This is a genomic window from Trinickia sp., assembly GCF_035492435.1.
Lineage (GTDB): Bacteria > Pseudomonadota > Gammaproteobacteria > Burkholderiales > Burkholderiaceae > Trinickia.
The window spans coordinates 1-24332 of the sequence record NZ_DATJJF010000054.1 but is presented as its reverse complement, the minus strand read 5'-3'; the positions used below and the strand labels follow the sequence as shown (position 1 = coordinate 24332).

Here is a 24332-nt window from a genome sequence, read left to right as displayed (position 1 = left end):
CACTTTGGCGAGCACTGTCGCTACGGTTTACAACCGCAAATGCCGAGATCTGCCATCGCTATGCTATCCCGAGTGCCGGTCTTGTCTGGAATGCCGGCGACGTGTCTCCATCCGAGCCAGGAGCAAGCATCGACAAAGTTTTTTCATTCGAGACGCATGTCACGCTGCAAGACATAGCTCTCATGCTCGCGGACAATGCATCTAAAGAATCGCATCGAGAGCGCGAGATTGAGCGAATTGCGCAACAGTGGTCGGCCTGGATTCGATCCTAGACGCGAAGCAGAGTTGGAGAGGAGGGGCGGCACACTGCGAAAACGCAGCGGTAATGGCCACCCACGAGTGGATTATCCGCCCGCGACGACGACCCAAATAAATATTCTTTCGAGCCGAGAACCATGGCAATGAGGATACCAAAGAGTGTATCGAGCGCTCGCATCACGCCGTCGTCGACCCGGATCTGTTTCGCCGCAAGCAGGAATTCACGGCCCGACGCTAGCGCCCCCTCAGCTCGACCTCGTCGACTGCATATTCACCCATGAACGCCAAGCCTTTACCGCTCCAGCCGAGTGAGATTCGGTCGCAGCCAATGACCACATCTCCGCGACAGATGGTGACCGGCAATCGACAACACCCCGCGCCGACGCCTGCCCCCTAACCATTCGGACGACTACCCCCATTCGCCGCCGAGGTACACTCTCGCCCTGTACTCGCAAGCACCAAAAGCACGATGGGCAATCAAATCGACGCACCCGCCGAGACCGGCATCGCCACTGCGCACACGCCAATGATGCAGCAGTATCTGCGCATCAAAGCGGACCATCCCAGCACGCTCGTCTTCTACCGGATGGGCGACTTCTACGAGCTCTTCTTCGAAGACGCGGAAAAGGCCGCGCGACTGCTCGATCTCACCTTGACTCAACGCGGCGCATCGGCCGGTAACCCGATCAAGATGGCGGGCGTCCCGCATCATTCTCTCGAGCAATACCTCGCCAAGCTCGTAAAGCTCGGCGAATCCGTTGCCATTTGTGAGCAGATCGGCGATCCGGCCACGTCGAAAGGCCCCGTTGAGCGCAAGGTCGTGCGCGTGGTCACACCGGGCACGCTCACGGACGCAGCCTTGCTCGCCGACAAGAACGACGTCTACTTGCTTGCGATGTGCGCGGCACATAACAAGCGCGGCGTCGTCAGTGCGATCGGCCTGGCATGGTTGAACCTCGCAAGCGGGGCGCTGCGGCTAGCCGAGGTTGCGCCCGGCCAGCTCGGCACCGCGCTGGAACGCATTCGCCCCGCCGAAATTCTCGTGGCCGACGCACCCGCCGAGTCACTGCCCACCGGCCTCGCGGGCGCTCTCACGCGCGTACCCACTTGGCACTTTGACGTCGCATCGGGCAAGCAACGGCTCTGTGATCAGCTCGATGTCGCCAGCCTTGACGGCTTTAGCGCCGAATCGCTCACGAGCGCGTGCGGCGCAGCAGGCGCGCTGCTGCTTTACGCTGCGGCCACACAGGGCCAACAATTGCGCCACGTGCGCAGCCTCAAAGTCGAATACGAATCCGAGTACATCGGCCTCGACCCCGCCACGCGCCGCAACCTCGAGCTGACCGAAACGTTGCGGGGCGGCGAATCGCCGACGCTGTGCTCACTGCTCGACACCTGTTGCACGACGATGGGCAGCCGCCTGTTGCGTCACTGGCTTCATCATCCGCCGCGCGACGCAGCGCGTCCCCAGGCGCGCCAACAAGCGATCGGTGCACTGCTCGATGCCCCTTCGCAAGTTGGCCTCGATTCGCTGCGAACGGCGTTACGGCGTATCGCCGATGTCGAGCGCATCACGGGGCGCCTCGCGCTCTTATCAGCGCGCCCTCGCGATCTATCGAGCCTGCGCGACACCTTCGCCGCGCTCCCCGCACTGCGCGAGCAAGCAACGCTCGCAGCCGGTGGCTCGGCGTCGCTCGAACGCATCGCCGCGGAGCTCGAGCCGCCGTCCGAGTGTTTCGATCTGCTTAAGCGCGCCATCGCCGAAGAGCCGGCCGCCATGGTGCGTGACGGAGGCGTGATCGCGCGTGGTTATGACGCCGAACTGGACGAGTTGCGCGACATCTCGGAAAACTGCGGGCAATTCCTGATCGACCTCGAGGCACGCGAGCGTACACGCACGAACATCGCCAACCTCCGCGTCGAATACAACAAAGTGCACGGCTTTTATATCGAAGTCACTCGCGGCCAGACCGACAAGGTGCCCGACGACTATCGCCGTCGCCAGACGCTCAAGAATGCGGAGCGCTACATCACGCCCGAGTTGAAGGCATTCGAAGACAAGGCTTTGTCGGCGCAGGAACGCGCGCTTGCACGTGAGCGATCGCTCTACGATGCCGTGCTGCAAGCATTGCTGCCGTTCATCGAAGATTGTCAGCGCGTTGCCGCTGCGCTGGCCGAGCTCGATGTGCTCGGTGCCTTCGCGGAACGTGCACGCTCACTCGACTGGGTCGCGCCAACGTTCTCGTCGGAAGCCGGCATCGAGATCGAACAGGGCCGGCACCCCGTCGTCGAAGCACAGGTCGAGCAGTTCGTCGCGAACGATTGTCGCCTGAACGCCGAGCGCAAGCTGCTTTTGATCACGGGCCCGAATATGGGCGGTAAATCGACGTTCATGCGGCAAACGGCGCTCATTGCGTTGCTCGCCTACGTCGGCAGCTATGTGCCCGCGCGGCAGGCCTCTTTCGGCCCGATCGATCGCATTTTCACGCGGATCGGAGCCGCCGACGATCTCGCTGGCGGCCGTTCAACGTTCATGGTGGAAATGACGGAAGCGGCGGCAATCCTGAACGACGCCACGCCGCAAAGCCTCGTGCTGATGGACGAAATCGGACGCGGAACATCGACGTTCGATGGTCTCGCACTCGCTTGGGCAATCGCGCGGCATTTGCTCGCGGCCAACGGCTGCCATACGCTCTTTGCCACGCACTACTTCGAGCTGACGCAACTGCCTGCCGAATTTGCGCAAGCCGCCAATGTGCACCTCTCGGCGGTCGAGCATGGACACGGCATCGTGTTTCTTCACTCGGTAGACGAAGGCCCCGCCAGTCAGAGCTATGGGCTGCAAGTCGCACAACTTGCGGGTGTCCCTTCAGCAGTCATTCGCGCTGCGCGCCGGCATCTGGTTCAACTCGAGCAGCAGTCGGTTGCGCACGCGGCGCCACAGCTAGACCTCTTCGCCTCAGCCACCTTCGTAGAAGATGCAGTCAACGAGGACACCCCTGACTCGACGCCCCACCCCGCGCTCGAGCGCTTACGCGCCATCGATCCGAACGAGTTGAAGCCCCGCGACGCGCTCGATCTCCTTTATGAGTTGCAGGAGCTCGCGAGCGTTCATGACACTCACCGTTGAGCGCGAGATGAGTCGTCGCGTCCTGAGGATCGTCGCGTCCGCCGTCGCACTGCTCGCCGCCCTCTCGTGCACGTGCGAAGCCGAGGCTGCCAAGCCACGCTTCGCTTTCGGGATCATCGCTGGACCTGCGCACAGCGCGCCCGACGAAACGGCAACGCAGCGCCTTCTCGACGTGATCGGCCACGAGCAGCTTGCGTTCGTCGTCTACGACGGCAACCTCAAAGGTGCAACGCAACGGTGCGACGACGCGCTCTACGAACAAAGGCAGCAAGTTCTCCAAAGTTCGCGCGTCCCACTCATCTTCATTCCGGGCCAGCACGACTGGGCGGACTGCGACAGCGCGCAAGCGGGCGGCTATGACGTCACTGAACGTCTCGATTTTCTGCGGCAGACAATCTTCGCCGACAATGCATCACTCGGACAATCGACGCTGGCATTGACACGCGAAAGTGAAGTGGCGCGCTTTCACGCGTATCGCGAAAACGTGCGGTGGCAAGTCGACGGTACGGTATTCGTCGGCCTGAACGTGGTGGGAGGCAATAACCATTACCTGAATGCCGGTGGCCGCAACGGGGAGTACGACGATCGCGCGATCGCCACGGCATTTTGGCTCGAGCATGCAGCGCAATACGCGAGGCGTCGCCACGCCCATGCTCTCGTCGCCTTCATGGAGGCGGACCCCAACTTCAAGCGTGGCAAACACGCCGAGCAGTTCTCTTGGCTTCGATTCGGCCGCCGACTTCCCCGCGATGGCTACATCGAGTTCAAACGAAGCCTCGTCAAGGCAGCCAAGACGTTTCCCGGACCAATCGTCATCGTGCATGCGACGCCGCATGCGCTGCCTCGCGGCTTTTCGATCGACCAGCCGCTTTACGATGACAACGGCGAGCACCTCGCCAACCTGACTCGGATCGAATTCGGCCCAAGAGAAGCAATGACGCAGTGGATCCGCATCGAGGCCAATTTTGCCAAGGCGCCGCCGTTTCAGGTCTCGGTGAGGCAGATACCGAGGACGCTGCCTCAACCGCCCGCCGAACCGTTACCGGGCGAAGACTCGGCACCGGCATTCACCCCGAGCGCATCGGGCGTGATGCCCGCCCCAGCGCCCGTGCCTCCCGGCGCACCGACCGACGAGCCGCCGTTGCTGCCGTTGCTGCCGGAACCACAAGCCCCAACCTTGCCCGCGCCCGAACCGGCGCCAGATCAGCCACCGGACGGTGCGACGGACCAAGATTCAATGCAGCGTGGGACCTGAGCGATCCTCCTCGTCATCGTCGTCCCCAAGGACTTCAATGCCATCCGCCCCGTGGGCATGCTCGTGCTCGATTTCGTCCTGCGTCGCCGGACGCACTTCCTTCACCGTTAGCGCAAACCGCAACGCCATGCCAGCAAGCGGATGATTGCCGTCAAGCACGACTTTGTCTTCCGCAAGATCGGTCACGGTATAGATGAGCGTATCGGCTTCGTCGTCGCCGTCTTCGGGGGAACCTTCGAACTGCATTCCGACTTCCAGCGGCTCGGGGAAGCGGTTGCGCGGTTCGATCTTCACGAGTTCCGGATCGTACTCGCCGAAAGCATCTTGCGGCTCAAGTTGGATCTGCGCCTGGAAGCCCGGTTCATGCCCGTCGAGTTCTTCCTCGATCTTAGGGAACGTGCCATCATAGCCGCCGTGCAGATAGACCATCGGCTCGTCACTTTCCTCGATGAGGTTGCCTTGCGCATCCGACAGCCTGTAAGCGACCGATACGACGGTGTTCTTCGCGATTTTCATTCGGACTCTCCAAAATACCTTCTCATTATACGATGCCCCAGCGGTCCCCCGCCCTCCCGAGCTCCGTCGTTGCCCCCACCACTTCTGCGGTCTGCCCCCCGCCGCCCGACGCGCCCACACCGCTTTTAGGCGGCTTGACCCCAGCGCAGTTCATGCGGCGATACTGGCAAAAGAAGCCGTTGTTAGTCCGTCAGGCAATTCCCGGTCTCGCCGCGCCGCTCTCGCGTGACGAGTTGTTCGAACTAGCCGCCAGCGACGACGCGCAAGCCCGCTTGATCACGCGCTTTCGCGGCAAATGGCAACTCGAGCACGGACCATTTGACGCAGAGGAGCTGCCCAGCACCAAGCGCCGTGAGTGGACACTGCTCGTGCAAGGTGTCGATCTGTATCACGAGCGCGCGCGCGCTTTGCTGGACCGATTCCGCTTCGCGCCCGACGCCCGGCTCGACGATTTGATGATCTCCTATGCCACTGACGGCGGCGGCGTAGGGCCGCATTTCGATTCCTACGACGTCTTTCTGCTACAGGTGCACGGCAAGCGCCGCTGGCGGATTTCCGCGCAAAAAGACCTGACGTTGAAAGACGGACTGCCGTTGAAAGTTTTACAGCATTTCGAACCGCAGGATGAGTGGGTGCTCGAGCCGGGCGACATGCTTTATTTGCCGCCCCACATTGCCCACGACGGTGAAGCCATCGGCGAATGCATGACCTGCTCGATCGGCTTCCGTTCGCCGTCGGCGCGCGAGCTTATCGGCGAGTTTCTTTACCATCTCGCCGAACGCGGAATGGCGTCGCGCCGCGTGCGCGACGATGAACGTTATCGCGATCCGAACCAGGAAGCGGTCACCCGCCCGGCGCAATTGCCCGAGACGTTCGTGGAGCAAGTCGGCGCGATCCTTGCTGGCATTCGCTGGAGCGATGAGGACGTTGCGTCGTTCCTCGGCAGCTATCTGAGCGAGCCGAAACCGCACGTGGTCTTCGATCCGCCCGAGCGGGCCGCAAGTGTCAACACGTTTGCCAGACAGGCCGCGCGAGCCGGCGTTCGACTCGATACCAAAACGGCTCTTCTATACGGCAAACGCAGTTACTTCATCAACGGTGAAGAACACCGCCTGCCGCCCCGAAAAAAATGGCTTACCGAACTGGCCGATCATCGTCGGCTAGAAGGGAAACGCTTTGTAACACTCTCAGCTGATTCGTCAATGACAGCGTTGCTACACGAATGGTATCTTGCCGGCTGGGTACGAATCGGCGCGCTTGCGTGAGAAAAGTCGTTCCTAACGATTGGAAATTTTTGTATGAGAAAGGCAACGTATTGACCCGATTTGTCGACGGTCAGTACGAAAGTGCATATAATTTCCGCCCAAGCCGTGGGGAAGATCCGCGCTTTGAATGTGCGTCCCGCCAAAGCGGCTAAGGTTGGTGTTGAAGCACATTTACCGGTAATTTTTCGCGCTGTTGCTTACCTTTAACCATAAAAGGACGTGATCATGAAGAAATCCCTCCTCGTTGCATCGTTGTTGGCTGCTGTGGCTCTGGCTGCGTGCAACAAGAGCAGCGACCAGACCTCGAGCGCGCCGGCGGCTAGCGACGCCACGGCTGCTTCGGCACCTGCTGCTGCTGCTTCGGACGCCGGCGCTTCGGCTCCGGCTGCTGCAGCTTCGGCTCCTGCCGCTGCTGCCTCGGATGCTGCTGCGTCCGCTGCTGCTCCGGCTTCGGGTGCAAGCCAGTAAGCACGCTGCTTACCGCACAAGAAAAAACCGGCCTTTGGGGCCGGTTTTTTCTTGCCTGCGCGAATCATAGAAAGCGTCCGCCCCTAGGCGCCACAGCTACCTTCAAAGCTCGTCAGCTCAACGCGAGCCACGCAAATCCGTCTTCCTGCGAAGCCGCCATCACGTCATCGGCAATCGTATCGAGCACCGCAGCCAACGCCGAGCGCGCCAGGTCCGGCCGATTGTTTTGCTGACTCAGATGCGCCGCAACGACATGCTGCAAACGGGAGCGATCGAGCGAGGCAAGAATGCTCGCAGCCGCATCGTTGCTGAGATGCCCGTGATTGCCGGAGATTCGCGCTTTCAACGACTGCGGATAACGGCTCGCCGCCAGCATGGCGGCATCATGATTGCATTCGAGCACTAGCCCTTCGCAGCCACTCAGGATCGCGGTGATGTGCGGCGTCGACATTCCCACATCCGTCAGGACACCCAAACGATGCACGCCGTCCGAAAAAGCGAACTGCAGCGGCTCGCGGGCATCGTGTGGCACGGTGTAAGGGTGCAACTCCAGATCGCGGATAGCAACGCTTTCGTCGCCCCATAGGACACGCAGATCGATATCGGCTTCGTCCGCGCCGACACTGCGTGCCGTACCCCAGCTCATGTAGAGCGGCACAGACCACTTGCGCGCGACGGTCAACGCGCCGCCGATGTGGTCGCTATGCTCATGCGTGATGAGAATCGCATCGAGCTGCTCGATCTTGCAATCAAGCCGCGCCAGACGGCGCTCAAGCTCTTTCGCGGAAAACCCACAATCTAGGAGAACGCGCGTCGTCGTGCTGCCGCTTCGCGCCTCCACGATAAGCGCGTTCCCCTCGCTGCCGCTGCCGAGGCTCGCAAAGCGCATGGCAAACTTAGTTCAGTTGCGCGTGCAACAGCGTGATGATCCGCTTCGCCTCGGTCGAGGTATCGACGTGGCCGTCCGCATCGACGATCGCCACCTGCGTATGGCTATCGTTCGCCGGTCGCACGTTGACGAGAAACTCGGGCCCTTGCTTATCGGCAGTCGGCTTGCGATAGAACAATTTGCCCAACAAGCCGTCGCGCTTCAACTCTTCCATCGAATCGGCATAGCGTACAAAGTAGATGCCTTTGACGCGGTCGCGATTATCGACCGTGAAGTTCGTGCGGTCGAGCGCAAGACCGACGCGAAGCCACGCACGGTCGAACGACTCCTGCAAATCGAGCGTCGGCTCGCCATCACTCATCTCGATTTTTGCCGGCGCCACGGCAGTTTGAGCATCGGCTAGCAGTTCTTTCGACTGCGCGTCGGTGAGGCCGAACTTCTGCATCAGCTTCGCCAGAAACACCGCTTCAAGCACCGGATTGCGCGGGCGCTCGACCCAGCGCGAAGAGTCCCCTTCCCGCCCCGTCAACATTTCTTCGAGCGCGCTATGCGTGATCGAAATATCGGTGGTGCCGTCAGGGCCGCGTTCGACGAGCGTCGCAAAGCGGTCGCGTGTGCCCGAAGAATAGGCAAAATCGATGACGCGGCCGATGGTGCGGCGGAACCAGTCATCCGGAATGTTGGCGCGATTCTCTGCCCAGTCGGTTTGCATGATGCCGATCGCGGGAGCGTCGGTCTTCAGCGCAAAGCCGTTTTCTTGCCAAAACTCTTGGATCTGCGGCCATAGCTCATCGGGAGAGCGGCCGTCGACGACGAGCCAACGGCGATCGCCATCGCGCTCGACATGCATGCCAAAGGGATCTTGCGCGCTCGGCATGCCTTCGATCAGATTGCCCGCGGCGGTCTTGCTGCGCTGAGGAGCACCGCCCAGGGCGGCGCCCACCGGCGGCGCCGTGTACTGCGATTGCAACCCGTTCGCCGTCAAGTCACCCGGCACCTGAAGGGCCGGCGCGGATCCTGTCGTCTTGTAATCGACCTTGTCACCCGAGAACCAGTCATTGAGCGTGTCGCAGCCTGCAAGCGAGGCCAACGCGAGCACGAGCGCCGCCGTGCGGACAGCATCAGTGGTAAAAGCGGAACGTTTCATGGAGCCCTTCGTGATGCCACGCGTGCCTGCAGCAATGCCGGAGCGTAGGTCGAGAATCGACATCGATTGATCGGATACGGTTGCCGGCTTACCCCCGAGCGGCCGGCACACGCCCAGCGAATCAGCGCAGTACGCCAGCCTCGCGCAACGCCGCACGCACCACCTCATGGCAGCGTGCATCGAGCGGCGTCAAAGGCAAGCGGATACCGCCTTCAATTTGCCCCATTTCCTGGAGCGCCCATTTCGCCGGAATCGGATTCGATTCGATAAATAGATGCTTGTGCAGCGAGAGCAAACGCATGTGAATTTCGCGCGCTGTTTTTGCATCGCCGGCAAGTGCCGCCTTGCAAAGCTCGCTCATCGCGCGCGGCGCGACGTTGGCCGTCACGGAGATATTGCCGTGCCCACCGAGCAGCATCAACGCAATCGCCGTCGGGTCGTCGCCACTGAATATGGAAAAGCCCGCCGGTGCGGACTTGATCAAATGCGCGGCGCGGTCGATATTGCCAGTGGCGTCCTTCACTCCGACGATGCCCGGCACCTGCGCGAGGCGCAAGATCGTCTCGTTCGACATGTCTGCCACTGTGCGGCCCGGCACGTTGTACAGGATGACAGGAAGATCGACCGTCTCGGCGATCGCCCTGAAATGGCGGTACATGCCTTCCTGCGTCGGCTTGTTGTAGTACGGCACGACTTGAAGCGTGGCATCCGCACCGACGGCTTTCGCCTGTTTCGTCAACTCGATGGCCTCAGGCGTCGAGTTTCCACCGGAGCCCGCGATGACGGGAATGCGGCCAGCCACATGCTCGACCGCCGTCCGGATCATGAGAATGTGCTCTTCGACAGTCAACGTGGCCGATTCGCCGCTCGTGCCAACCACCACGAGAGCATTCGTGCCCTCCTCGATGTGCCAATCGATGAGCTTGCGGAACGCTGGCAGATCGAGCCCGCCGCTATCGAGCATGGGCGTGACGATTGCGGGGATGCTGCCGCGAATGCGCATGTCGTTCTGGGTGCCGCTTGGGATGCCGTTAGCCATGAAACGCTATGAATCAGGTCGTGAAAGAGGGATTGTAGCGGATTAGCTGCTCAATTCGTAACGCGGCGGCATATTCGGCCAGCGCACACCGCTCGCATCGGCCGCAGGCTCCACGGCCTCGTGGACAGCGCAGATGCGCTGGACGAAAGCCGGCCGCGGCGCCGCCACGAACCCATCTTCAAATGCAATGACACGCAATCTGCCACGCACGGCTTCGAGCAGCTCACCAGGCGCGAGCAGAAACGCGGGATTCGATGGCTTACCGATTGTTTCATTGCCGCGCCCGAACGTCTCGTATAACAGCACTGCGCCAGGCTTCAGCACACTGAGAAGGCGCGGCAACAGCGGCCGGTGGAGATAATTTGTCACAATGACCGCCGCAAAACGCTGGTCTTCGGGCAACGGCCACGGGCTGCCGTCCTCGAGATCTGCACTGTGCGCCTCGACGCCTTCGATCCCACCCAGCAAGGCGAGCGCCGACGCATCGCGCTCCAGCGCAACGACGCGATGCCCACGCGCCGCCAACCATCGTGCATGCCGCCCACCGCCCGCCGCCACGTCGAGTACCGTGCCACCCGGCGAAATCAGGTGCGACCAGCGCACGAGCCAAGGCGACGGATCGCCTCCCGCATGTGACACGACGGTTGGCTGTGCGCCGGTCATGCTCTTCGCGGCATGGCCGCCTTCACTTTCCACGCGTTCACTCATGGCATCAGGAATACGCAAGGCCCATCGCCTCACGTACGTCGCGCATCGTTTCGGTGGCAAACTTGCGCGCTTTGTCACAGCCGTCGGCAACGATCGCGCGCAAGAGCGACGGATCGTCCATGTACTTCTGCGCGCGCTCGAGCATCGGCTGCTGCTCACGCAGGATGCCGTCGATGACGGGCTGCTTGCACTCGAGGCATCCGATGCCGGCAGACCGGCATCCGTTTTGGACCCAACGGTGCGTCGCCTCGTCGCTATAGACCTGATGCAGTTGCCAGACAGGGCATTTATCAGGATCGCCTGGGTCGCTTCGCCGCACGCGGGCGGGATCCGTCGGCATGGTGCGCACCTTTTTTGCGATCGTTTCGGCATCCTCACGCAAACCGATCGTGTTGCCGTACGATTTCGACATCTTCTGACCGTCAAGGCCTGGCATTCGCGAAGCCTCGGTCAGCATCACCTGAGGCTCGACGAGAATGATCTTGCGCGTGCCCTCGAGATAACCAAAGAGTCGCTCCCGATCGTTCATCGACAGGCTTTGCGACTCCTGAAGCAGCGCGCGCGCTTGTTCGAGCGCCTCATCCTCGCCTTCCTGCTGATAGGCGTTGCGCAGCTCGTGATACAGCTTCGAGCGCTTTCCGCCGAGCTTTTTCGCGGCTTCAATGGCTTTCTCTTCGAAGCCGGGCTCGCGGCCGTACAGGTAATTGAAGCGCCGAGTGATCTCGCGTGTCATCTCGACATGCGGGATCTGATCCTCGCCGACGGGCACGAGCGACGCCCGATAAAGCAGGATATCGGCCGCCATCAGGACGGGATATCCGAGAAAGCCGTAAGTCGACAAATCCCTGTCCTTCAGCTTTTCCATCTGCTCCTTGTAGGTCGGCACGCGCTCGAGCCAACTGAGCGGCGTACTCATGCCGAGCAACAGCGCGAGCTCGGCGTGCTCTGGCACACGGCTTTGGATGAAGAGGGTTGCCTGCGTCGGGTCGATCCCAGCGGCAAGCCAATCGATGAGCACTTCCCAGACGTTGCCTTCGATGACTTCGGGCGTTTCATAGTGCGTGGTCAGCGCGTGCCAGTCGACGACGCTGAAGAAGCACGGGTATTCCGCCTGCAGGCGCACCCAGTTCTTCAGCACGCCGTGGTAGTGACCGAGATGCAGCGAACCTGTGGGTCGCATGCCGGAGACAATGCGGTCGGGAAACATGGTCTAGTTAAGGAGCGAAACCAAAGGGGCCAGGATGAACGTCAGGGCGTCGTAGCCGAATCCGACGAGCGGCCGGAGCCAAAACTTCGTCAGAATGCCCGTGAAAACGAGTGCCATCACGATAAAGAAGCCGTAAGGCTCGAGTCGCGCGAGCCCGATCGCCTGACGAGGTGGCAGCAGCGCCGTCAATATGCGGCCCCCATCGAAAGGAGGAAGCGGAAACAGATTGAGCACGCCCAACACGAGATTCACGCCGACGCCGGCTGCGGCCATGCGCGTAAAGAAAGGCTCCACGACCGAAAGCCACGCAAGCGCCACGCCCACCAGCGCCCAAATGAGTGCCTGGGCAAAGTTGCACGCCGGCCCCGCCAGCGAAACCCACAAGCTGCCCCAACGTGGATTGCGTAGATTGCGGAAGGCGACGGGCACCGGCTTCGCATAGCCGAACATGAACGCCCCACCCGTTAGGAAGTAAAGCACCAGAGGGATCGCGATCGTGCCGAGCGGATCGATATGACGAACAGGGTTCAGGGACACACGCCCCATCATATAGGCGGTGTTGTCGCCAAGCAGCCGTGCCGCATAGCCGTGTGCCGCCTCGTGCAGCGTGATGGCGAAGATCACCGGCAGCGCGTAGACCGCGATCGTTTGTATTAGAGAAGAGGGATCGTCCATAGTCGGCTATTGTAACAAGGGGCCTGGGTCGCGGCGCTCATCGGCCAAATGGTCAGCCTTCTTACCCTTTTTTCACAGTCCTTGCCTGATGTTCGCCACGCGACGCCCCCGCCTTTCAAGACTCCGCAAGGCCGAACGGCTCGAGAGCGCCACAGCCCGCACGCACAAGCAGGGGTTCGTCGGCTGTGAGATCGATGACCGTCGACAGCTCGCGCAAGCACGCGCCGCCATCGATGACAAGCTCGACCTGCTTTTCGAGCCGGGCGCGGATTTCCTCGGGATCGTTGAGCGGTTCACGATCGGGCGGCAGAATCAACGTCGTCGCAATGAGCGGCTCGCCCAGCACATCGAGCAGCGCATGCGTGATCGCGTGATCCGGCACACGCAGCCCGATCGTCTTGCGCGAGGGGTGTGAGAGGCGCCGCGGCACCTCCTTCGTCGCCTGCAGGATGAACACGTACGGCCCCGGCGTTACCGACTTGATGAGCCGGAACTGGCGGTTGTCGATCATCGCAAACGCTGCAAGCTCCGACAGGTCGCGCACGAGCAGCGACAAATGCTGCCGCTCGTCGAGTCCGCGGATGCGGCGCAATCGGCTGACCGCCTCCTTGTCGTCGAGCCGGCACGCGAGCGCATAGCTCGAGTCGGTCGGCAGCGCGACCACCCCGCCGTCCTTGATGATCTGGACAGCTTGCGCAATGAGCCGCGGCTGCGGATCGTCGGGATGAATCCGAAAAAATTGGGACATGGAAGAATGCCGGCGCAGCGCCGGGCAGGATAGCCCAGGAGCCCTTAAAGCCAGCGCTCCCAGACAGGCTTCAAACCGGCCGGCAGGGGGGGCAGCGCGCCGAGCTCGACGCGACCCTCGCCGGGCGCATGAAAATCCGACCCGCGCGACGCCTCGAAACCGAAGCGGCGGGCCACGTTGGCATATTCCCGATATTGGTCGGGGGTGTGGCTGCCCGTGACGACTTCGATCGCCAGGCCGCCGAGATCGATGAACTCGGCAAATAGCGCGTCGAACTGCAGCGGGGTATAGCGATAACGCCCGGGATGCGCGATCACTGCCACACCGCCCGCGGCCTTGATCCACGACATGGCATCCGCAAGCGCCGCCCATCGGTGCGGCACAAAGCCGGGGTTGCCTTCGCCGATGAGCCGGTCGAACACATCGGCCGCCGATTTGGCGTAGCCGTTGTCGACCAGAAAACGCGCGAAATGGGTTCGCGAGACAAGGTCTGGGTTCGACACGTAACGCAAGGCGCCTTCGTAGGCGCCCGGAATCCCCATTGCCTCGAGCGCCTTGCCGATCGACTCGGCGCGTGCCGTGCGCCCGTCGCGCGTTGCCCGCAATCCTTCCAAGAGGGCCGCGCAACCGGGCTCGATGCCAAGCCCCACCACATGGACGGTGCGCTCCGCCCAGGTCACCGAAATTTCGACGCCCGACACGTAGCACATGCCGAGCGCTTCAGCCGTTTCGCGCGCTTGCGCCTGACCGCCGATCTCATCGTGATCGGTGAGCGACCAAAGAGTGACGCCGCCCGCATGCGCGCGCTGCGCTACTTGGGCGGGCGGGAAAAACCCGTCGGAGACGTTGGAATGGCAATGCAAATCAGCGTTCATGTGCCCATTTTACTGCATTGCGGTCTAAGGCTTCGGACGCCGGTTCGCGCCGCGGCGCCTACCCCCTTGCTCACGGCCCGCTCACTTGATAGAACGGCAAATTGACCGCTTCCCTACCCTGCGCCTGAAGGAAGTCCCCTTGAGGGAAAGGACGGGAGCCCTGGGGACACCTCGCTGTCCTTTTTCGTCTTGACGAACCCTGAAGGACGAAATTAGCTGCGCAACTGATCAAGTGCAAAACGCCTCGATCAGGGCTGCCACCTGTTCCGGCTGATCGTGGTGAACCATGTGTCCAGCCCCCTCGATCAGCGCCTCGCGCCAATTGCGGAATGCACGAAAGCGCGCTTTGAACTCGTCGAGCGGAATCGATCCAGCCAGCATGGCTAGCGTGGGCGAAGCAACCGCCTCGACATGCAAGACCTTCGCCGTCACGTTGGCCCAGATGGCCATCACTTCGTCGAGTCGGTAGAGCAGCGGACCACGCAGCTTGTGCGCCGGATCGGCCAGCAGCACATATCGGCTATCCTCGCTGCACCTCGACCAGTGCTGCGCCAGGAAACGCGCACGCTCGGGCGCAAGACGCGGGTTGGTCTTGACGAGGCGAGCCGCGACGTCCTCGAGCGTGTCGTAACTACGCAGCGACGGCGCCACGCGAAGATCGTCGAGCCATGTGGCGAGCCGGCGCGGTGCCTGGCCGGCATGTGCCGGTGCCAGGCCGAACCCCTCGAGATCGACCACACTGCGCACACGCTCGGGCCGCACCCCTGCGTACAGGCCGACGACGTTCGCACCCATGCTGTGCCCCACCAGATTGACCTGGCCCGTCGGCGCGTAATGATCGAGCAAACCATCGAGGTCGGCCAGATACTCGTGAAACCAGTAGTGACCGCCGCCTTGCGCGGCGACAGGCCAGTCCGACAGCCCAAAGCCGCGCGCATCGGGTGCGATTACCTGCCATTCACCCCGCAGCGCATCGACGACGAACTGGAACGAGGCCGAAACGTCCATCCAGCCGTGCAGCATGAAGAGCATGGGAGCATCGGGGTCGCCCCAGCGACGCACATGCAGCTTGACGCCGCGCACGGTGACGAAATCCGATTCGGAAATATTCATCGATGACCGCCCAAAAATCGCATGGTCGTTCGATTATAGGGGACGGTATGCGCCTTGTACGCAACGGACGTGGCAAAGTCGAGAACCCACTCCAAAGAGCATCCGGGCGCGACTCGGGACGATAATCCATATGGACGCGGGCTACTCGCTCGCCTGCCCTGCTCCGGATTCGGCTTGCGCGACGAGGGCTGCCAGCTCCGTTTCGTCGAAACCCGCGTCGCGGCGCGCCTCGAAATTGAACGGTCCACGCAAGCGCGGCGCGCGGTATTGCTCGGCGAGACGCAGGTACGTGCTGTGCGGATCGAGCCCGCGAGTCTCGCACAGATGGCGAAACCAGCGATTGCCGATCAGCACGTGACCCACCTCATCGCGCAGGATGACATCGAGGATGGCGGCCGAGTCGAGGTCTCCTGCCTGCACAAGTCGCGCACGAATCGGCGGCGACGCATCGAGTCCGCGCGCTTCGAGCGTGCGCGGCACCAGGGCCATGCGGGCCAACACATCGCCCGACGTGCGTTCGCACATTTCCCAGAGCCCGTCGTGTGCCGGAAAATCGCCGTAAGCGTGACCGAAATCGGCGAGTCGCGAGACAAGCAGTGTGAAGTGATGCGCCTCTTCCGCCGCAACGCGCAGCCAATCGTTATAAAACGCCTGCGGCATGCCGGCAAAGCGCCAAACGGCATCGAGCGCAAGATTGATCGCGTTGAACTCGATATGCGCGAGTGCATGCAGCAGCACCGCCCGACCTTCCTCGGACTGCATGCTGCGTGGCCGCAAGAGCCGCGGCGAAACCAGCGGCGGCCGATCGGGGCGGCCAGGCAAACCAGGCGGCTCGGCAATGTCTTCGTGCGGCAGGCAGGCCGCCTCACCCGTCGCGGCGCGGGCATGCAATGCCCGCACCGCATTGGCTTTTGTCGTGGGATCGCGCTCGAGCAGCGCATGGAGCGCCGCGCGGCGCAGGCAATGCTGGACCATTTACAATAGATGATTCGACACCCGCGTCACTATCGACGCACCGCCAGGGAGCCCTTCCACAGGCCGCCCGGCGACGCACGAAAGAGGAGACATCGTGGCGATCTACAAGCTGGGCGATTACGCCCCTACTATCGACGAAAGTGTCTTCGTCGCCGATACGGCGACCATTATCGGTCAAGTCACGCTCGAGGAAAACGCCAGCATTTGGTTCGGCGCCTCGATCCGCGGCGACAACGAGCCGATCCGCGTCGGCAGAGGCTGCAATGTCCAGGAAAGCGCAGTGCTGCATGCAGACCCAGGCTATCCGCTCACGATCGAGGCAAACGTGACGGTCGGCCATCAGGCCATGCTGCATGGCTGCACCATTCGCGAAGGTGCGCTCGTTGGCATTCAGGCCGTTATCCTCAACGGCGCGGTGATCGGCCGCCATTGCTTGGTCGGCGCAGGCGCGGTGGTCACGGAAGGAAAAAGCTTTCCCGACCGGTCGCTGATCCTCGGCGCGCCGGCCAAGGTCGCGCGCGAGCTAACCGATGCGGAAGTCGCGCGCCTCGAAGAGATTGCGGCTGGCTATGTGGAGCGGCGCGAGCAGTTCAAGGCCCGCCTGGTGCGCATCGGTTAAAGGCAGCCGCCGGCATTCGATTTGCCTGCGCGCCCGGGTTTAACGGGAAGCGCAGCACCGTATCGACGTTTCAAGGAAGAAGTTGTGGAAGACGAGTTGCAAAAGTTCATGTTCAGCACCGGTCCCGTGCGGGGCGAGATCGTATCGCTGCGCAATACGTGGCGGGAGGTGCTCGCGCGCCGTCAATATCCGGCGCCGGTGCAGACCGTGCTCGGCGAGATGATGGCAGCTTGCGCGCTGTTGTCGGCAAACCTCAAGTTCGACGGCACGCTCATTATGCAAATCTTCGGGGACGGGCCCATCAAGATGCTCGTCGTCCAATGCAGTTCAAGCCTTGCCATGAGAGCGACCGCCAAGTTTTCCGGCGATCTTGACTCGGCATCGCCCACGGCTGAGCGCCTCAGCTTCCCAGAACTGCTCAATGCAACCGGCCATGGCCGCTGCGTCATCACCCTCGACCCGCGCGAAAAGTTCCCCGGTCAGCAGGCTTATCAGGGCATCGTACCGCTCAACGGTGAGAATGGGCCCCTGCAGTCGATTGCGGAAGTGCTCGAGCACTACATGCATCATTCAGAACAGCTCGACACGCGCCTTTGGCTCGCCGCCGATCACGACCGCGCCGTCGGCGTGCTGCTGCAAAAGCTGCCCGGCGACGGCGGCATCGTGCCCCACGCAGGCGAGCATGACGCCGACACATGGGCACGCGTCTCGATCCTCGGCGCGACTCTCTCGCGTGAAGAGTTGCTGAAAGAAGAGCCGCGGACGCTCTTCAAGCGGCTCTTCTGGCAAGAAAACGTGCAGCATTTTCCACCGAGCGCCGCGCACTTCGAATGCAGCTGCTCGCGGGAAAAAGTGGGCTCGATGCTGAAAATGCTCGGAGCGGCAGAGGTCGACAGCGTGCTCGAGGAGCAAGGTCGGGTCGAGATTCACTGCGAATATTGCAATCAGCGCTACGAGTTCGATCCCGTCGACGTGGCGCAGCTGTTTGCGGCGAGCGCGGTCACCACGAGTGTGACGCCCGCAACGGCGCAGCGCCATTAAGTCCGGCGCGCGACGTTTCGACTCGCCGTTTCGGAGACTGAAATGAACGTGTCGAAGCTCGCGACAGCAGGCATTCGCTGCTCTCTGTACCACGGGACGGCGGCGGCCGTCGTTGGCGCGCTGATCGGCGCGGCGTCCTTGACTGGCTGCGCCGTCGGCCCTCCGCCTGGCTCGGTTCTGAGCCGCCTTGCTCCGGACCAGCCCGGCGCGGCCTCGTCAGCAAGACCACTCACGCAAGCGGAGAAACAGCGCTACGACGAAATCGACGAGCAGGTGATGCGTGAGCAGAGGGCGTCCATGGACGCCAGCGCCTGGGTGCGGTATTACAACGGGCCTTACTATGCGTCGCCCGTGATCTATGGCTCGTATGGCAGCTATTACAACGGCTGGGGAATCGGCTATTCCAGCCCTGGCTATTACGGATGGTGGTGGTAAGGTAAGCAACGACGGCCCATCGCGGCCGCGAAATCAGCGCCCGTCCTTTTCACCGGCATGCTTTCTTTCGGCCTTGTCTGCCATCACGGCCTTTTCTGCTTCTCGCCCTTACCGTGCCGCCTGACGCGCGCAATCGATACGGGGTTCGGGACCACAGCGACGGGCGCCGCCGATACCTCGCCGCGCGTCGAGGTGTTGCTTGTGGCGAGCACAGCGACGGAGCTCGCTGCAGCATTGGGCGAAACGTATTGCACGAACACTTCGCCGTCCTTCACCATGCCCATCTCGAAGCGGGCTCGCTCCTCGACTGCCGCGGTCCCGCTTTGCAGATCTTGCACTTCTCCTTCGATGCGATCGTTGCGCAGCTTCTCGTCCGCATTTTTCTGCTGTTGCGCGTCGAGCTCCCCGCGCAACTCGTGCACGCGCAGCCAGCCACCATGCCCCCACCAGAGCGGATACTGGATCAGCACGAGCAAGACAAGAAGGACAAAAGTGACAAGCCGCATGCGAATAGCGCCGAGTATTCAGCGCCGCCCAGCGCAAAACACCGGGCGGCGTGCGAAGCAATCGGTAAGGAGAAGGCTGCGCGTCAACGCAGGTTGTAGAACGTCGATTTGCCCGGGTAGCTCGCGATATCGCCGAGATCTTCCTCGATGCGCAACAGTTGGTTGTACTTCGAGATGCGATCGCTGCGCGAGAGCGAACCCGTCTTGATCTGACCGGCGTTGAGGCCGACTGCGATATCCGCAATCGTCGAGTCTTCCGTTTCACCGGAGCGATGCGAGACGACTGCCGTATAGCCGGCGCGCTTGGCCATCTCGATCGCGGCGAACGTCTCGGTGAGCGTGCCGATCTGGTTGATCTTGATCAGGATCGAGTTGGCGATGCCCTTTTCGATGCCTTCCTTCAGGATGCGCGTGTTGGTGACGAACAGGTCGTCGCCGACGAGCTGGACTTTCTTGCCGAGCCGATCCGTCAGCGTCTTCCAGCCGTCCCAATCGCCCTCGTGCATCCCGTCTTCGATGGAGACGATGGGGAATTTGTCGACAAGCGTCGCGAGGTAGTCGGTGAACTCGCCCGACGACAACTGCAGCCCTTCGCCCGCGAGCTGGTATTTGCCGTCGTGATAGAACTCACTCGCAGCACAATCGAGGGCGAGCAGCACGTCTTCGCCCGCCCGATAGCCGGCCTTCTCGATCGCCTGCAGAATCGTCGACAGGCATTCGTCATTGCTGCCGAAGTTCGGTGCGAAGCCACCCTCATCACCCACCGCGGTGCTCATGCCACGATCGCCAAGAATCTTCTTGAGCGCATGAAACACTTCGGCGCCACAGCGCAGCGCTTCACGGAATGTCGGCTGGCTCACCGGCACAATCATGAATTCCTGAATATCGAGGCTGTTGTTCGCGTGCGCGCCGCCGTTGACGATGTTCATCATCGGCACGGGCAGCTGCATGGCGCCGGAACCACCAAAGTAGCGGTAAAGCGGCAGGCCGGCTTCCTCAGCGGCTGCCTTTGCGACAGCGATCGACACGGCCAGCATCGCGTTCGCGCCGAGGCGCGACTTGTTGTCCGTACCGTCGAGCTCGAGCAGCGTCTTGTCGAGAAACGCTTGCTCGGAAGCGTCAAGCCCCATGATCGCTTCGGAAATCTCGGTGTTGATATGCTCAACCGCCTTCAGCACGCCCTTGCCGCCGTACCGGCCGGCTTCGCCATCACGCAGCTCGATTGCCTCGCGCGAACCCGTGGATGCACCCGACGGCACCGCCGCGCGCCCCATCGTGCCCGACTCGAGCAGCACATCGCATTCGACGGTCGGGTTGCCTCGCGAATCCAAAATCTCACGGCCGATGATGTCTACGATTGCACTCATGATTTCCTCTAGAAATAAATTGAAACCCCGTTTGTGCTGCTTCTCTTTCGTCTTTCGCGCTTGAAACTGTCGGGATCGACATCAGCCGAAATCGCGCTCGAGAAACGGCGTGCGCTTCGCGACGGCGTCGAGCGCAACAAGCGTTTCGAGCAACGCCGCCATGCGCTGCAGCGGCACCGCGTTCGGGCCGTCGGACAGCGCACAGGGGGGATTCGGATGCGTCTCCATGAACAACCCTGCCACACCGGCGGCGACGGCCGCACGCGAGAGCACCGGCACGAATTCGCGTTGACCGCCCGAGCTCGTGCCCTGGCCGCCCGGCAGTTGCACCGAATGCGTCGCATCGAATACGACGGGCGCCCCTGTCTCACGCATGATCGCCAGTGACCGCATGTCCGACACGAGGTTGTTGTAGCCGAACGAAACGCCGCGCTCGCAGGCGAGGAAGCGATCCTCCGAGAGCCCCGCCTCACGCGCGGCGTCACGCGCCTTGTCGATCACGTTCTTCATATCGTGCGGCGCGAGGAACTGGCCCTTCTTGATATTGACGGGCTTGCCCGAGCGCGCGCAGGCTTGAATGAAGTCGGTTTGGCGGCACAGAAACGCCGGCGTTTGCAGGACGTCGACGACATCGGCCACGGGCCCGATCTCTTCGATCGAGTGAACGTCGGTCAACACCGGCACGTTCAACTGGCGCTTCACCTCGGCGAGAATACGCAGCCCTTCATCCATGCCGAGCCCGCGATACGACTTTCCCGAACTGCGATTGGCCTTGTCGTAGGAGGACTTGTAGATGAATGCGATGCCGAGCTTCGCGCAGATTTCCTTTAGCGTGCCGGCCGCGTCAATCGTCATCTGCTCCGATTCGACGACACAGGTGCCGGCGATCAGAAAAAAGGGCTTATCGAGCCCCACCTCGAAATCGCACAGCTTCATGCACTCTCCTTGTCTTCGACACGCGCTTGACGGCAGGTCAGCGCCGCTTCAACGAACGCCTTGAAGAGCGGGTGTCCGTCTCGTGGCGTCGAGGTGAACTCGGGGTGGAACTGCACACCGACGAACCACGGGTGAAGATCCTGCGACAACTCCATCATTTCGGGCAGATCCTCGCTCGGCGTGTGTGCGCTGATGACGAGACCGCCCGCTTCGAGTTGCGGCACATAGCGATTATTGACTTCGTAGCGGTGACGATGGCGTTCGTTCACATCCTTGCCGTAGATGCGCTCAGCCAACGTACCCAACTTGATCGGGCAGCGCTGCGAGCCGAGGCGCATCGTGCCGCCCAAATCGGACTCTTCATTGCGCGTCTCGACGCGGCCCTCGCGGTCGTACCACTCGGTGATGAGTGCGACGACGCGATCCGGCGTTTGCGGATTGAACTCGGTGCTGTTGGCCTCTTTCAGGCCGACCACATGACGCGCGAACTCGATGACGGCGAGCTGCATGCCGAGGCAAATGCCGAGATACGGCACCTTCGCTTCGCGCGCGTAGCGGATCGCTGCGATCTTGCCTTCGGTGCCGCGACGGCCGAAGCCACCCGGCACGAGCACGGCATCGAGATGGGAAAGGCTCGCGACGCCCTCTTCTTCGATCTGCTCGGAATCGATGTACTCGATGTTGACGCGTGTCGACGTATGCACCGACGCATGGCGCAGCGCCTCGATCAGCGACTTGTAGGACTCAGTCAGCTCTACGTACTTGCCGACCATCCCGATCGTCACCTCGTGCTTCGGGTTCTCCAGCTTCTCGACGATATCGGACCACATCGACAGATTGGCCGGATTCGGCTGGAGCTTCAATTCGTCGCAGATGATGCCGTCAAGGCCTTGATCGTGCAGCATCTGCGGAATCATGTAGATGCTGTCGGCGTCCCACACGGAAATCACCGCGTCTTCGGGCACGTTGGAGAACAAGGAAATCTTCTTGCACTCGTCGTCGGGAATCGGACGGTCTGCACGGCACAGCAGCACATGCGGCGAGATGCCGATTTCGCGCAGCTTCTGCACGCTATGCTGCGTCGGCTTCGTCTTCAGCTCGCCGGCCGTCGCGATGAACGGCACCAGCGTCAGGTGCACGAAGCACGCGCTGTTGCGCCCGAGGCGCAGGCTCATCTGGCGTGCTGCCTCGAGAAACGGCAGCGACTCGATATCGCCCACGGTTCCACCGATTTCGACGATCGCCACGTCGGGCTCGCCGCACGTCGCCGAGGCGGCGCCGCGCTCGATGAACGCCTGAATCTCATTCGTAATGTGCGGGATCACCTGCACCGTCTTGCCGAGATAGTCGCCGCGACGTTCCTTTCGAATCACCGATTCGTAGATCTGACCCGTCGTGAAGTTGTTGGCGCGGCGCATCTTCGTGCTGATGAAGCGCTCGTAATGCCCGAGGTCGAGATCCGTCTCGGCGCCATCTTCCGTCACAAAGACTTCCCCGTGTTGAAACGGGCTCATCGTGCCGGGATCGACGTTGATGTAAGGATCGAGTTTGAGAAGGGTGACTTTCAGACCGCGCGACTCGAGAATCGCGGCGAGGGAGGCGGCGGCAATCCCCTTACCAAGGGACGATACAACACCGCCGGTGACAAAAACATATTTGGTCATCGCTGCTTGCTCGCGGGAAAAACGGATTATACCTTGACATCCTCGCCCCTCAAGCGAGCTGCCCCAACGAAAACGCACGTCCAGCCCCTTTCACGCGTGCCTTCTGAGTCAGCGCCGCGGCCGCCAGCTACGAAGCGCTTTGCCCCGCCCTGAGCCCCTGCTGCCGCGACACCCTGCGCTGCGTTTTCAGGTCGCGAGCGTGCGCAACATCCGTTGTACCGCACGAGCGGTCTCGATCGGTTTTTCCATGGGGAACAGGTGGCTGCCTTCGAGCCATTCGAAACGATCGCGCACCGTGCGCTTCGTTGCCTCGAGCCCCAGCTGCCGGATTTCTTTCGAATGCGTGCCGGCAATAAAGCCCACCGGCACGGGAGCGCCGTGCGCGAGCCGCGCGCCCAGCGTGCGCGGCAACGTGCGGTAGATCAGATATTCGATCTGACGGTCGTACGCCAGCCCGCGTGTGCCGTCCGGCGCGGCTTGCGGAATACCGAAGTCGATGTAGTCGGAGAGCACACGCTCGTCCCAGCGCGCGAACGCCGGCTTGGCGCGGAAATGCCGCCACGCTTCGTCGCGGCTCGGCCATTGCGTGCGCCGCTTGCGCGTTGCGGCGGCCGGCGACAGACGCTCGTCGAGCCCGGTCCACTGCGACACGCGCAGCACGCCCACGCGCCAGCCCGCGACGATCGGCGAATCCAGCATCACCACCCCGCGCACCCAATGCGGGTGCTTGAGCGCCGCCATCATAGACAAATAGCCGCCCAGAGAATGTCCGACAAGCCATACGGGATGTTCGCCGCGGCGTCCGATTTCATCGAGCAGCTCCTCCACCAGATGCGGCCAGTCGCTCGTTACCGGATAGCGCGCATCGTGGCCGATGCGTTCGATGTATCGCACATCGTAATGGTCGGAGAGCTCCGCGAGCATTGTCCTGTATGTCGACGCGGGAAAGCCGTTCGCGTGCGAAAAGTAAATGATCTCTTTCAACCTCCGCTGCCTCCTCGTTGCCGTCACCGGTGGCGCCGCACGCCGCGCCGTACGCCGATCATCGATTGCAATGTTGCAGCGATGATCCCCGGATACAGGGTTCTCGCTGATCGAGCGGGATCGCACTCATTCGACCCACTCATTCGACCCACTCACTCAAACTTATTCACGAATTTTATTCAAGCAACCCGTTTGCGCATGCCTGGTGGAGCACCGCACGCTCGGGCTCGTCGCCGCTGCATATTAGCGATCCATCCAGTACCGGCGATGCGTGTCGCGATAGCGCTCGAGCGTGAAAGCCCCGTTGCCGTCCAACTCAACGCGCACCGCGCCTTCGAGGTCGGTCCGTGCAAGCTCTACGCCGCGCTCGGCAAAGCGGGACAAGACGATGCGATGAGGATGACCGAAACGATTGCGATAGCCTACCTGAAATATCGCCACGCGCGGATCGACCAAATCGAGGAACGGCTCAGTCGACGACGTTTTGCTGCCGTGATGCGCGACGATGAGCA

Annotated in this window: 25 protein-coding genes; 8 read left to right on the top strand and 17 right to left on the bottom strand. The window is 62.1% G+C overall.

Features of this window, described 5'->3' with window-relative positions; genetic code table 11:
* From VL598_RS04725 to VL598_RS04715, 3 genes are all read left to right on the top strand, one after another.
* Positions 1-272 (top strand): hypothetical protein (locus VL598_RS04725; protein ID WP_325325538.1); only part of this gene is annotated, 272 nt, incomplete at its 5' end.
* Between the two features lie 455 nt (positions 273-727).
* A complete protein-coding gene (gene mutS, locus VL598_RS04720) occupies positions 728-3388 on the top strand; it encodes a DNA mismatch repair protein MutS (RefSeq protein WP_325325537.1) in 2661 nt (886 codons plus the stop codon).
* Positions 3372-4643 carry a hypothetical protein gene (locus VL598_RS04715; RefSeq protein WP_325325536.1) on the top strand — a complete coding sequence of 424 codons (1272 nt, stop codon included), beginning with the start codon at positions 3372-3374 and terminating at the stop codon, positions 4641-4643. The genes mutS and VL598_RS04715 overlap by 17 nt, the downstream gene beginning before the upstream one ends.
* Here VL598_RS04715 and VL598_RS04710 read toward each other — a convergent pair.
* Positions 4623-5159, bottom strand: a complete 537-nt coding sequence (locus tag VL598_RS04710; protein ID WP_325325535.1) for a peptidylprolyl isomerase — start codon at positions 5157-5159, stop codon at positions 4623-4625. The genes VL598_RS04715 and VL598_RS04710 overlap by 21 nt on opposite strands.
* A 32-nt stretch (positions 5160-5191) precedes the next feature.
* Between VL598_RS04710 and VL598_RS04705 the strand changes: the two genes are divergently transcribed.
* Positions 5192-6424 (top strand): cupin domain-containing protein, encoded by a 1233-nt coding sequence (locus VL598_RS04705; protein WP_325325534.1) that lies wholly within the window; start codon positions 5192-5194, stop codon positions 6422-6424.
* Positions 6425-6649: 225 nt separating this feature from the next.
* Positions 6650-6892, top strand: a complete 243-nt coding sequence (locus VL598_RS04700) for a hypothetical protein (RefSeq protein ID WP_325325533.1) — start codon at positions 6650-6652, stop codon at positions 6890-6892.
* A gap of 112 nt (positions 6893-7004) precedes the next feature.
* Here the strand turns inward: VL598_RS04700 and VL598_RS04695 are convergent, their stop codons facing one another.
* The 10 genes from VL598_RS04695 to VL598_RS04650 form a co-directional block, all read right to left on the bottom strand.
* Entirely contained in the window at positions 7005-7781 is a 777-nt protein-coding gene (locus VL598_RS04695; RefSeq protein WP_325325532.1) for an MBL fold metallo-hydrolase, read from the bottom strand.
* A 7-nt stretch (positions 7782-7788) separates the two neighbouring features.
* Positions 7789-8928, bottom strand: coding sequence for an outer membrane protein assembly factor BamC (gene bamC, locus VL598_RS04690; RefSeq protein ID WP_325325531.1), 1140 nt, complete (start codon positions 8926-8928; stop codon positions 7789-7791).
* Positions 8929-9049: 121 nt separating this feature from the next.
* On the bottom strand, positions 9050-9955 hold the full coding sequence (gene dapA, locus VL598_RS04685; RefSeq protein WP_325325540.1) for a 4-hydroxy-tetrahydrodipicolinate synthase: 906 nt from the start codon (positions 9953-9955) through the stop codon (positions 9050-9052).
* Between the two features lie 54 nt (positions 9956-10009).
* A complete protein-coding gene (locus tag VL598_RS04680) occupies positions 10010-10693 on the bottom strand; it encodes a class I SAM-dependent methyltransferase (protein ID WP_414718654.1) in 684 nt (227 codons plus the stop codon).
* Positions 10680-11882 (bottom strand): tryptophan--tRNA ligase, encoded by a 1203-nt coding sequence (locus VL598_RS04675; protein WP_325325530.1) that lies wholly within the window; start codon positions 11880-11882, stop codon positions 10680-10682. The genes VL598_RS04680 and VL598_RS04675 overlap by 14 nt, the downstream gene beginning before the upstream one ends.
* A gap of 3 nt (positions 11883-11885) precedes the next feature.
* Entirely contained in the window at positions 11886-12557 is a 672-nt protein-coding gene (locus VL598_RS04670) for a site-2 protease family protein (RefSeq protein ID WP_325325529.1), read from the bottom strand.
* A 115-nt stretch (positions 12558-12672) separates the two neighbouring features.
* On the bottom strand, positions 12673-13305 hold the full coding sequence (locus VL598_RS04665) for an L-threonylcarbamoyladenylate synthase (protein WP_325325528.1): 633 nt from the start codon (positions 13303-13305) through the stop codon (positions 12673-12675).
* A gap of 44 nt (positions 13306-13349) precedes the next feature.
* Positions 13350-14180, bottom strand: a complete 831-nt coding sequence (locus tag VL598_RS04660; protein ID WP_325325527.1) for a 3',5'-nucleoside bisphosphate phosphatase — start codon at positions 14178-14180, stop codon at positions 13350-13352.
* Between the two features lie 228 nt (positions 14181-14408).
* Positions 14409-15293: an alpha/beta hydrolase gene (locus tag VL598_RS04655; protein WP_325325526.1), complete on the bottom strand. Its 885-nt coding sequence runs from the start codon at positions 15291-15293 to the stop codon at positions 14409-14411.
* Between the two features lie 141 nt (positions 15294-15434).
* Positions 15435-16268, bottom strand: a complete 834-nt coding sequence (locus tag VL598_RS04650; protein ID WP_325325525.1) for a ferritin-like domain-containing protein — start codon at positions 16266-16268, stop codon at positions 15435-15437.
* Between the two features lie 94 nt (positions 16269-16362).
* Here VL598_RS04650 and VL598_RS04645 point away from each other — a divergent pair, with 94 nt between their 5' ends.
* From VL598_RS04645 to VL598_RS04635, 3 genes are all read left to right on the top strand, one after another.
* Positions 16363-16887 carry a gamma carbonic anhydrase family protein gene (locus VL598_RS04645; RefSeq protein ID WP_325325524.1) on the top strand — a complete coding sequence of 175 codons (525 nt, stop codon included), beginning with the start codon at positions 16363-16365 and terminating at the stop codon, positions 16885-16887.
* Between the two features lie 84 nt (positions 16888-16971).
* Positions 16972-17928, top strand: coding sequence for an Hsp33 family molecular chaperone HslO (hslO, locus tag VL598_RS04640; RefSeq protein WP_325325523.1), 957 nt, complete (start codon positions 16972-16974; stop codon positions 17926-17928).
* A gap of 42 nt (positions 17929-17970) precedes the next feature.
* The gene (locus VL598_RS04635; RefSeq protein ID WP_325325522.1) at positions 17971-18363 is read left to right on the top strand and encodes a hypothetical protein; all 393 of its coding nucleotides are present in this window, start codon (positions 17971-17973) and stop codon (positions 18361-18363) included.
* A gap of 83 nt (positions 18364-18446) precedes the next feature.
* Here VL598_RS04635 and ftsB read toward each other — a convergent pair whose 3' ends face one another.
* The 6 genes from ftsB to VL598_RS04605 all read right to left on the bottom strand — a co-directional run.
* Complete coding sequence (ftsB, locus tag VL598_RS04630) at positions 18447-18869, bottom strand: cell division protein FtsB (RefSeq protein WP_325325521.1); 423 nt, start codon at positions 18867-18869, stop codon at positions 18447-18449.
* Between the two features lie 83 nt (positions 18870-18952).
* Positions 18953-20236, bottom strand: a complete 1284-nt coding sequence (eno, locus tag VL598_RS04625; protein WP_325325520.1) for a phosphopyruvate hydratase — start codon at positions 20234-20236, stop codon at positions 18953-18955.
* Positions 20237-20317: 81 nt separating this feature from the next.
* Positions 20318-21172 (bottom strand): 3-deoxy-8-phosphooctulonate synthase, encoded by an 855-nt coding sequence (gene kdsA / locus VL598_RS04620; RefSeq protein ID WP_325325519.1) that lies wholly within the window; start codon positions 21170-21172, stop codon positions 20318-20320.
* Positions 21169-22836, bottom strand: a complete 1668-nt coding sequence (locus tag VL598_RS04615) for a CTP synthase (RefSeq protein WP_325325518.1) — start codon at positions 22834-22836, stop codon at positions 21169-21171. The genes kdsA and VL598_RS04615 overlap by 4 nt, the downstream gene beginning before the upstream one ends.
* 186 nt (positions 22837-23022) lie before the next feature.
* Positions 23023-23820 (bottom strand): alpha/beta hydrolase, encoded by a 798-nt coding sequence (locus VL598_RS04610; protein WP_325325517.1) that lies wholly within the window; start codon positions 23818-23820, stop codon positions 23023-23025.
* A gap of 243 nt (positions 23821-24063) precedes the next feature.
* Positions 24064-24332, bottom strand: a 269-nt coding sequence (locus tag VL598_RS04605) for a ComEC/Rec2 family competence protein (RefSeq protein ID WP_414718653.1), incomplete at its 5' end; no start/stop codon positions are given.

Bases quoted from the DNA above. Each gene is read 5' to 3' on its own strand.
- bamC (WP_325325531.1), bottom strand. From the start codon at position 8,928: ATGAAACGTTCCGCTTTTACCACTGATGCTGTCCGCACGGCGGCGCTC.
- VL598_RS04670 (WP_325325529.1), bottom strand. From the start codon at position 12,557: ATGGACGATCCCTCTTCTCTAATACAAACGATCGCGGTCTACGCGCTG.
- VL598_RS04650 (WP_325325525.1), bottom strand. From the start codon at position 16,268: ATGGTCCAGCATTGCCTGCGCCGCGCGGCGCTCCATGCGCTGCTCGAG.
- eno (WP_325325520.1), bottom strand. From the start codon at position 20,236: ATGAGTGCAATCGTAGACATCATCGGCCGTGAGATTTTGGATTCGCGA.
- VL598_RS04705 (WP_325325534.1), top strand. From the start codon at position 5,192: ATGCCCCAGCGGTCCCCCGCCCTCCCGAGCTCCGTCGTTGCCCCCACC.
- VL598_RS04710 (WP_325325535.1), bottom strand. From the start codon at position 5,159: ATGAAAATCGCGAAGAACACCGTCGTATCGGTCGCTTACAGGCTGTCG.
- VL598_RS04655 (WP_325325526.1), bottom strand. From the start codon at position 15,293: ATGAATATTTCCGAATCGGATTTCGTCACCGTGCGCGGCGTCAAGCTG.
- VL598_RS04675 (WP_325325530.1), bottom strand. From the start codon at position 11,882: ATGTTTCCCGACCGCATTGTCTCCGGCATGCGACCCACAGGTTCGCTG.
- kdsA (WP_325325519.1), bottom strand. From the start codon at position 21,172: ATGAAGCTGTGCGATTTCGAGGTGGGGCTCGATAAGCCCTTTTTTCTG.
- VL598_RS04700 (WP_325325533.1), top strand. From the start codon at position 6,650: ATGAAGAAATCCCTCCTCGTTGCATCGTTGTTGGCTGCTGTGGCTCTG.
- VL598_RS04615 (WP_325325518.1), bottom strand. From the start codon at position 22,836: ATGACCAAATATGTTTTTGTCACCGGCGGTGTTGTATCGTCCCTTGGT.
- VL598_RS04660 (WP_325325527.1), bottom strand. From the start codon at position 14,180: ATGAACGCTGATTTGCATTGCCATTCCAACGTCTCCGACGGGTTTTTC.
- VL598_RS04635 (WP_325325522.1), top strand. From the start codon at position 17,971: ATGAACGTGTCGAAGCTCGCGACAGCAGGCATTCGCTGCTCTCTGTAC.
- VL598_RS04715 (WP_325325536.1), top strand. From the start codon at position 3,372: ATGACACTCACCGTTGAGCGCGAGATGAGTCGTCGCGTCCTGAGGATC.
- mutS (WP_325325537.1), top strand. From the start codon at position 728: ATGGGCAATCAAATCGACGCACCCGCCGAGACCGGCATCGCCACTGCG.
- VL598_RS04665 (WP_325325528.1), bottom strand. From the start codon at position 13,305: ATGTCCCAATTTTTTCGGATTCATCCCGACGATCCGCAGCCGCGGCTC.
- VL598_RS04695 (WP_325325532.1), bottom strand. From the start codon at position 7,781: ATGCGCTTTGCGAGCCTCGGCAGCGGCAGCGAGGGGAACGCGCTTATC.
- ftsB (WP_325325521.1), bottom strand. From the start codon at position 18,869: ATGCGGCTTGTCACTTTTGTCCTTCTTGTCTTGCTCGTGCTGATCCAG.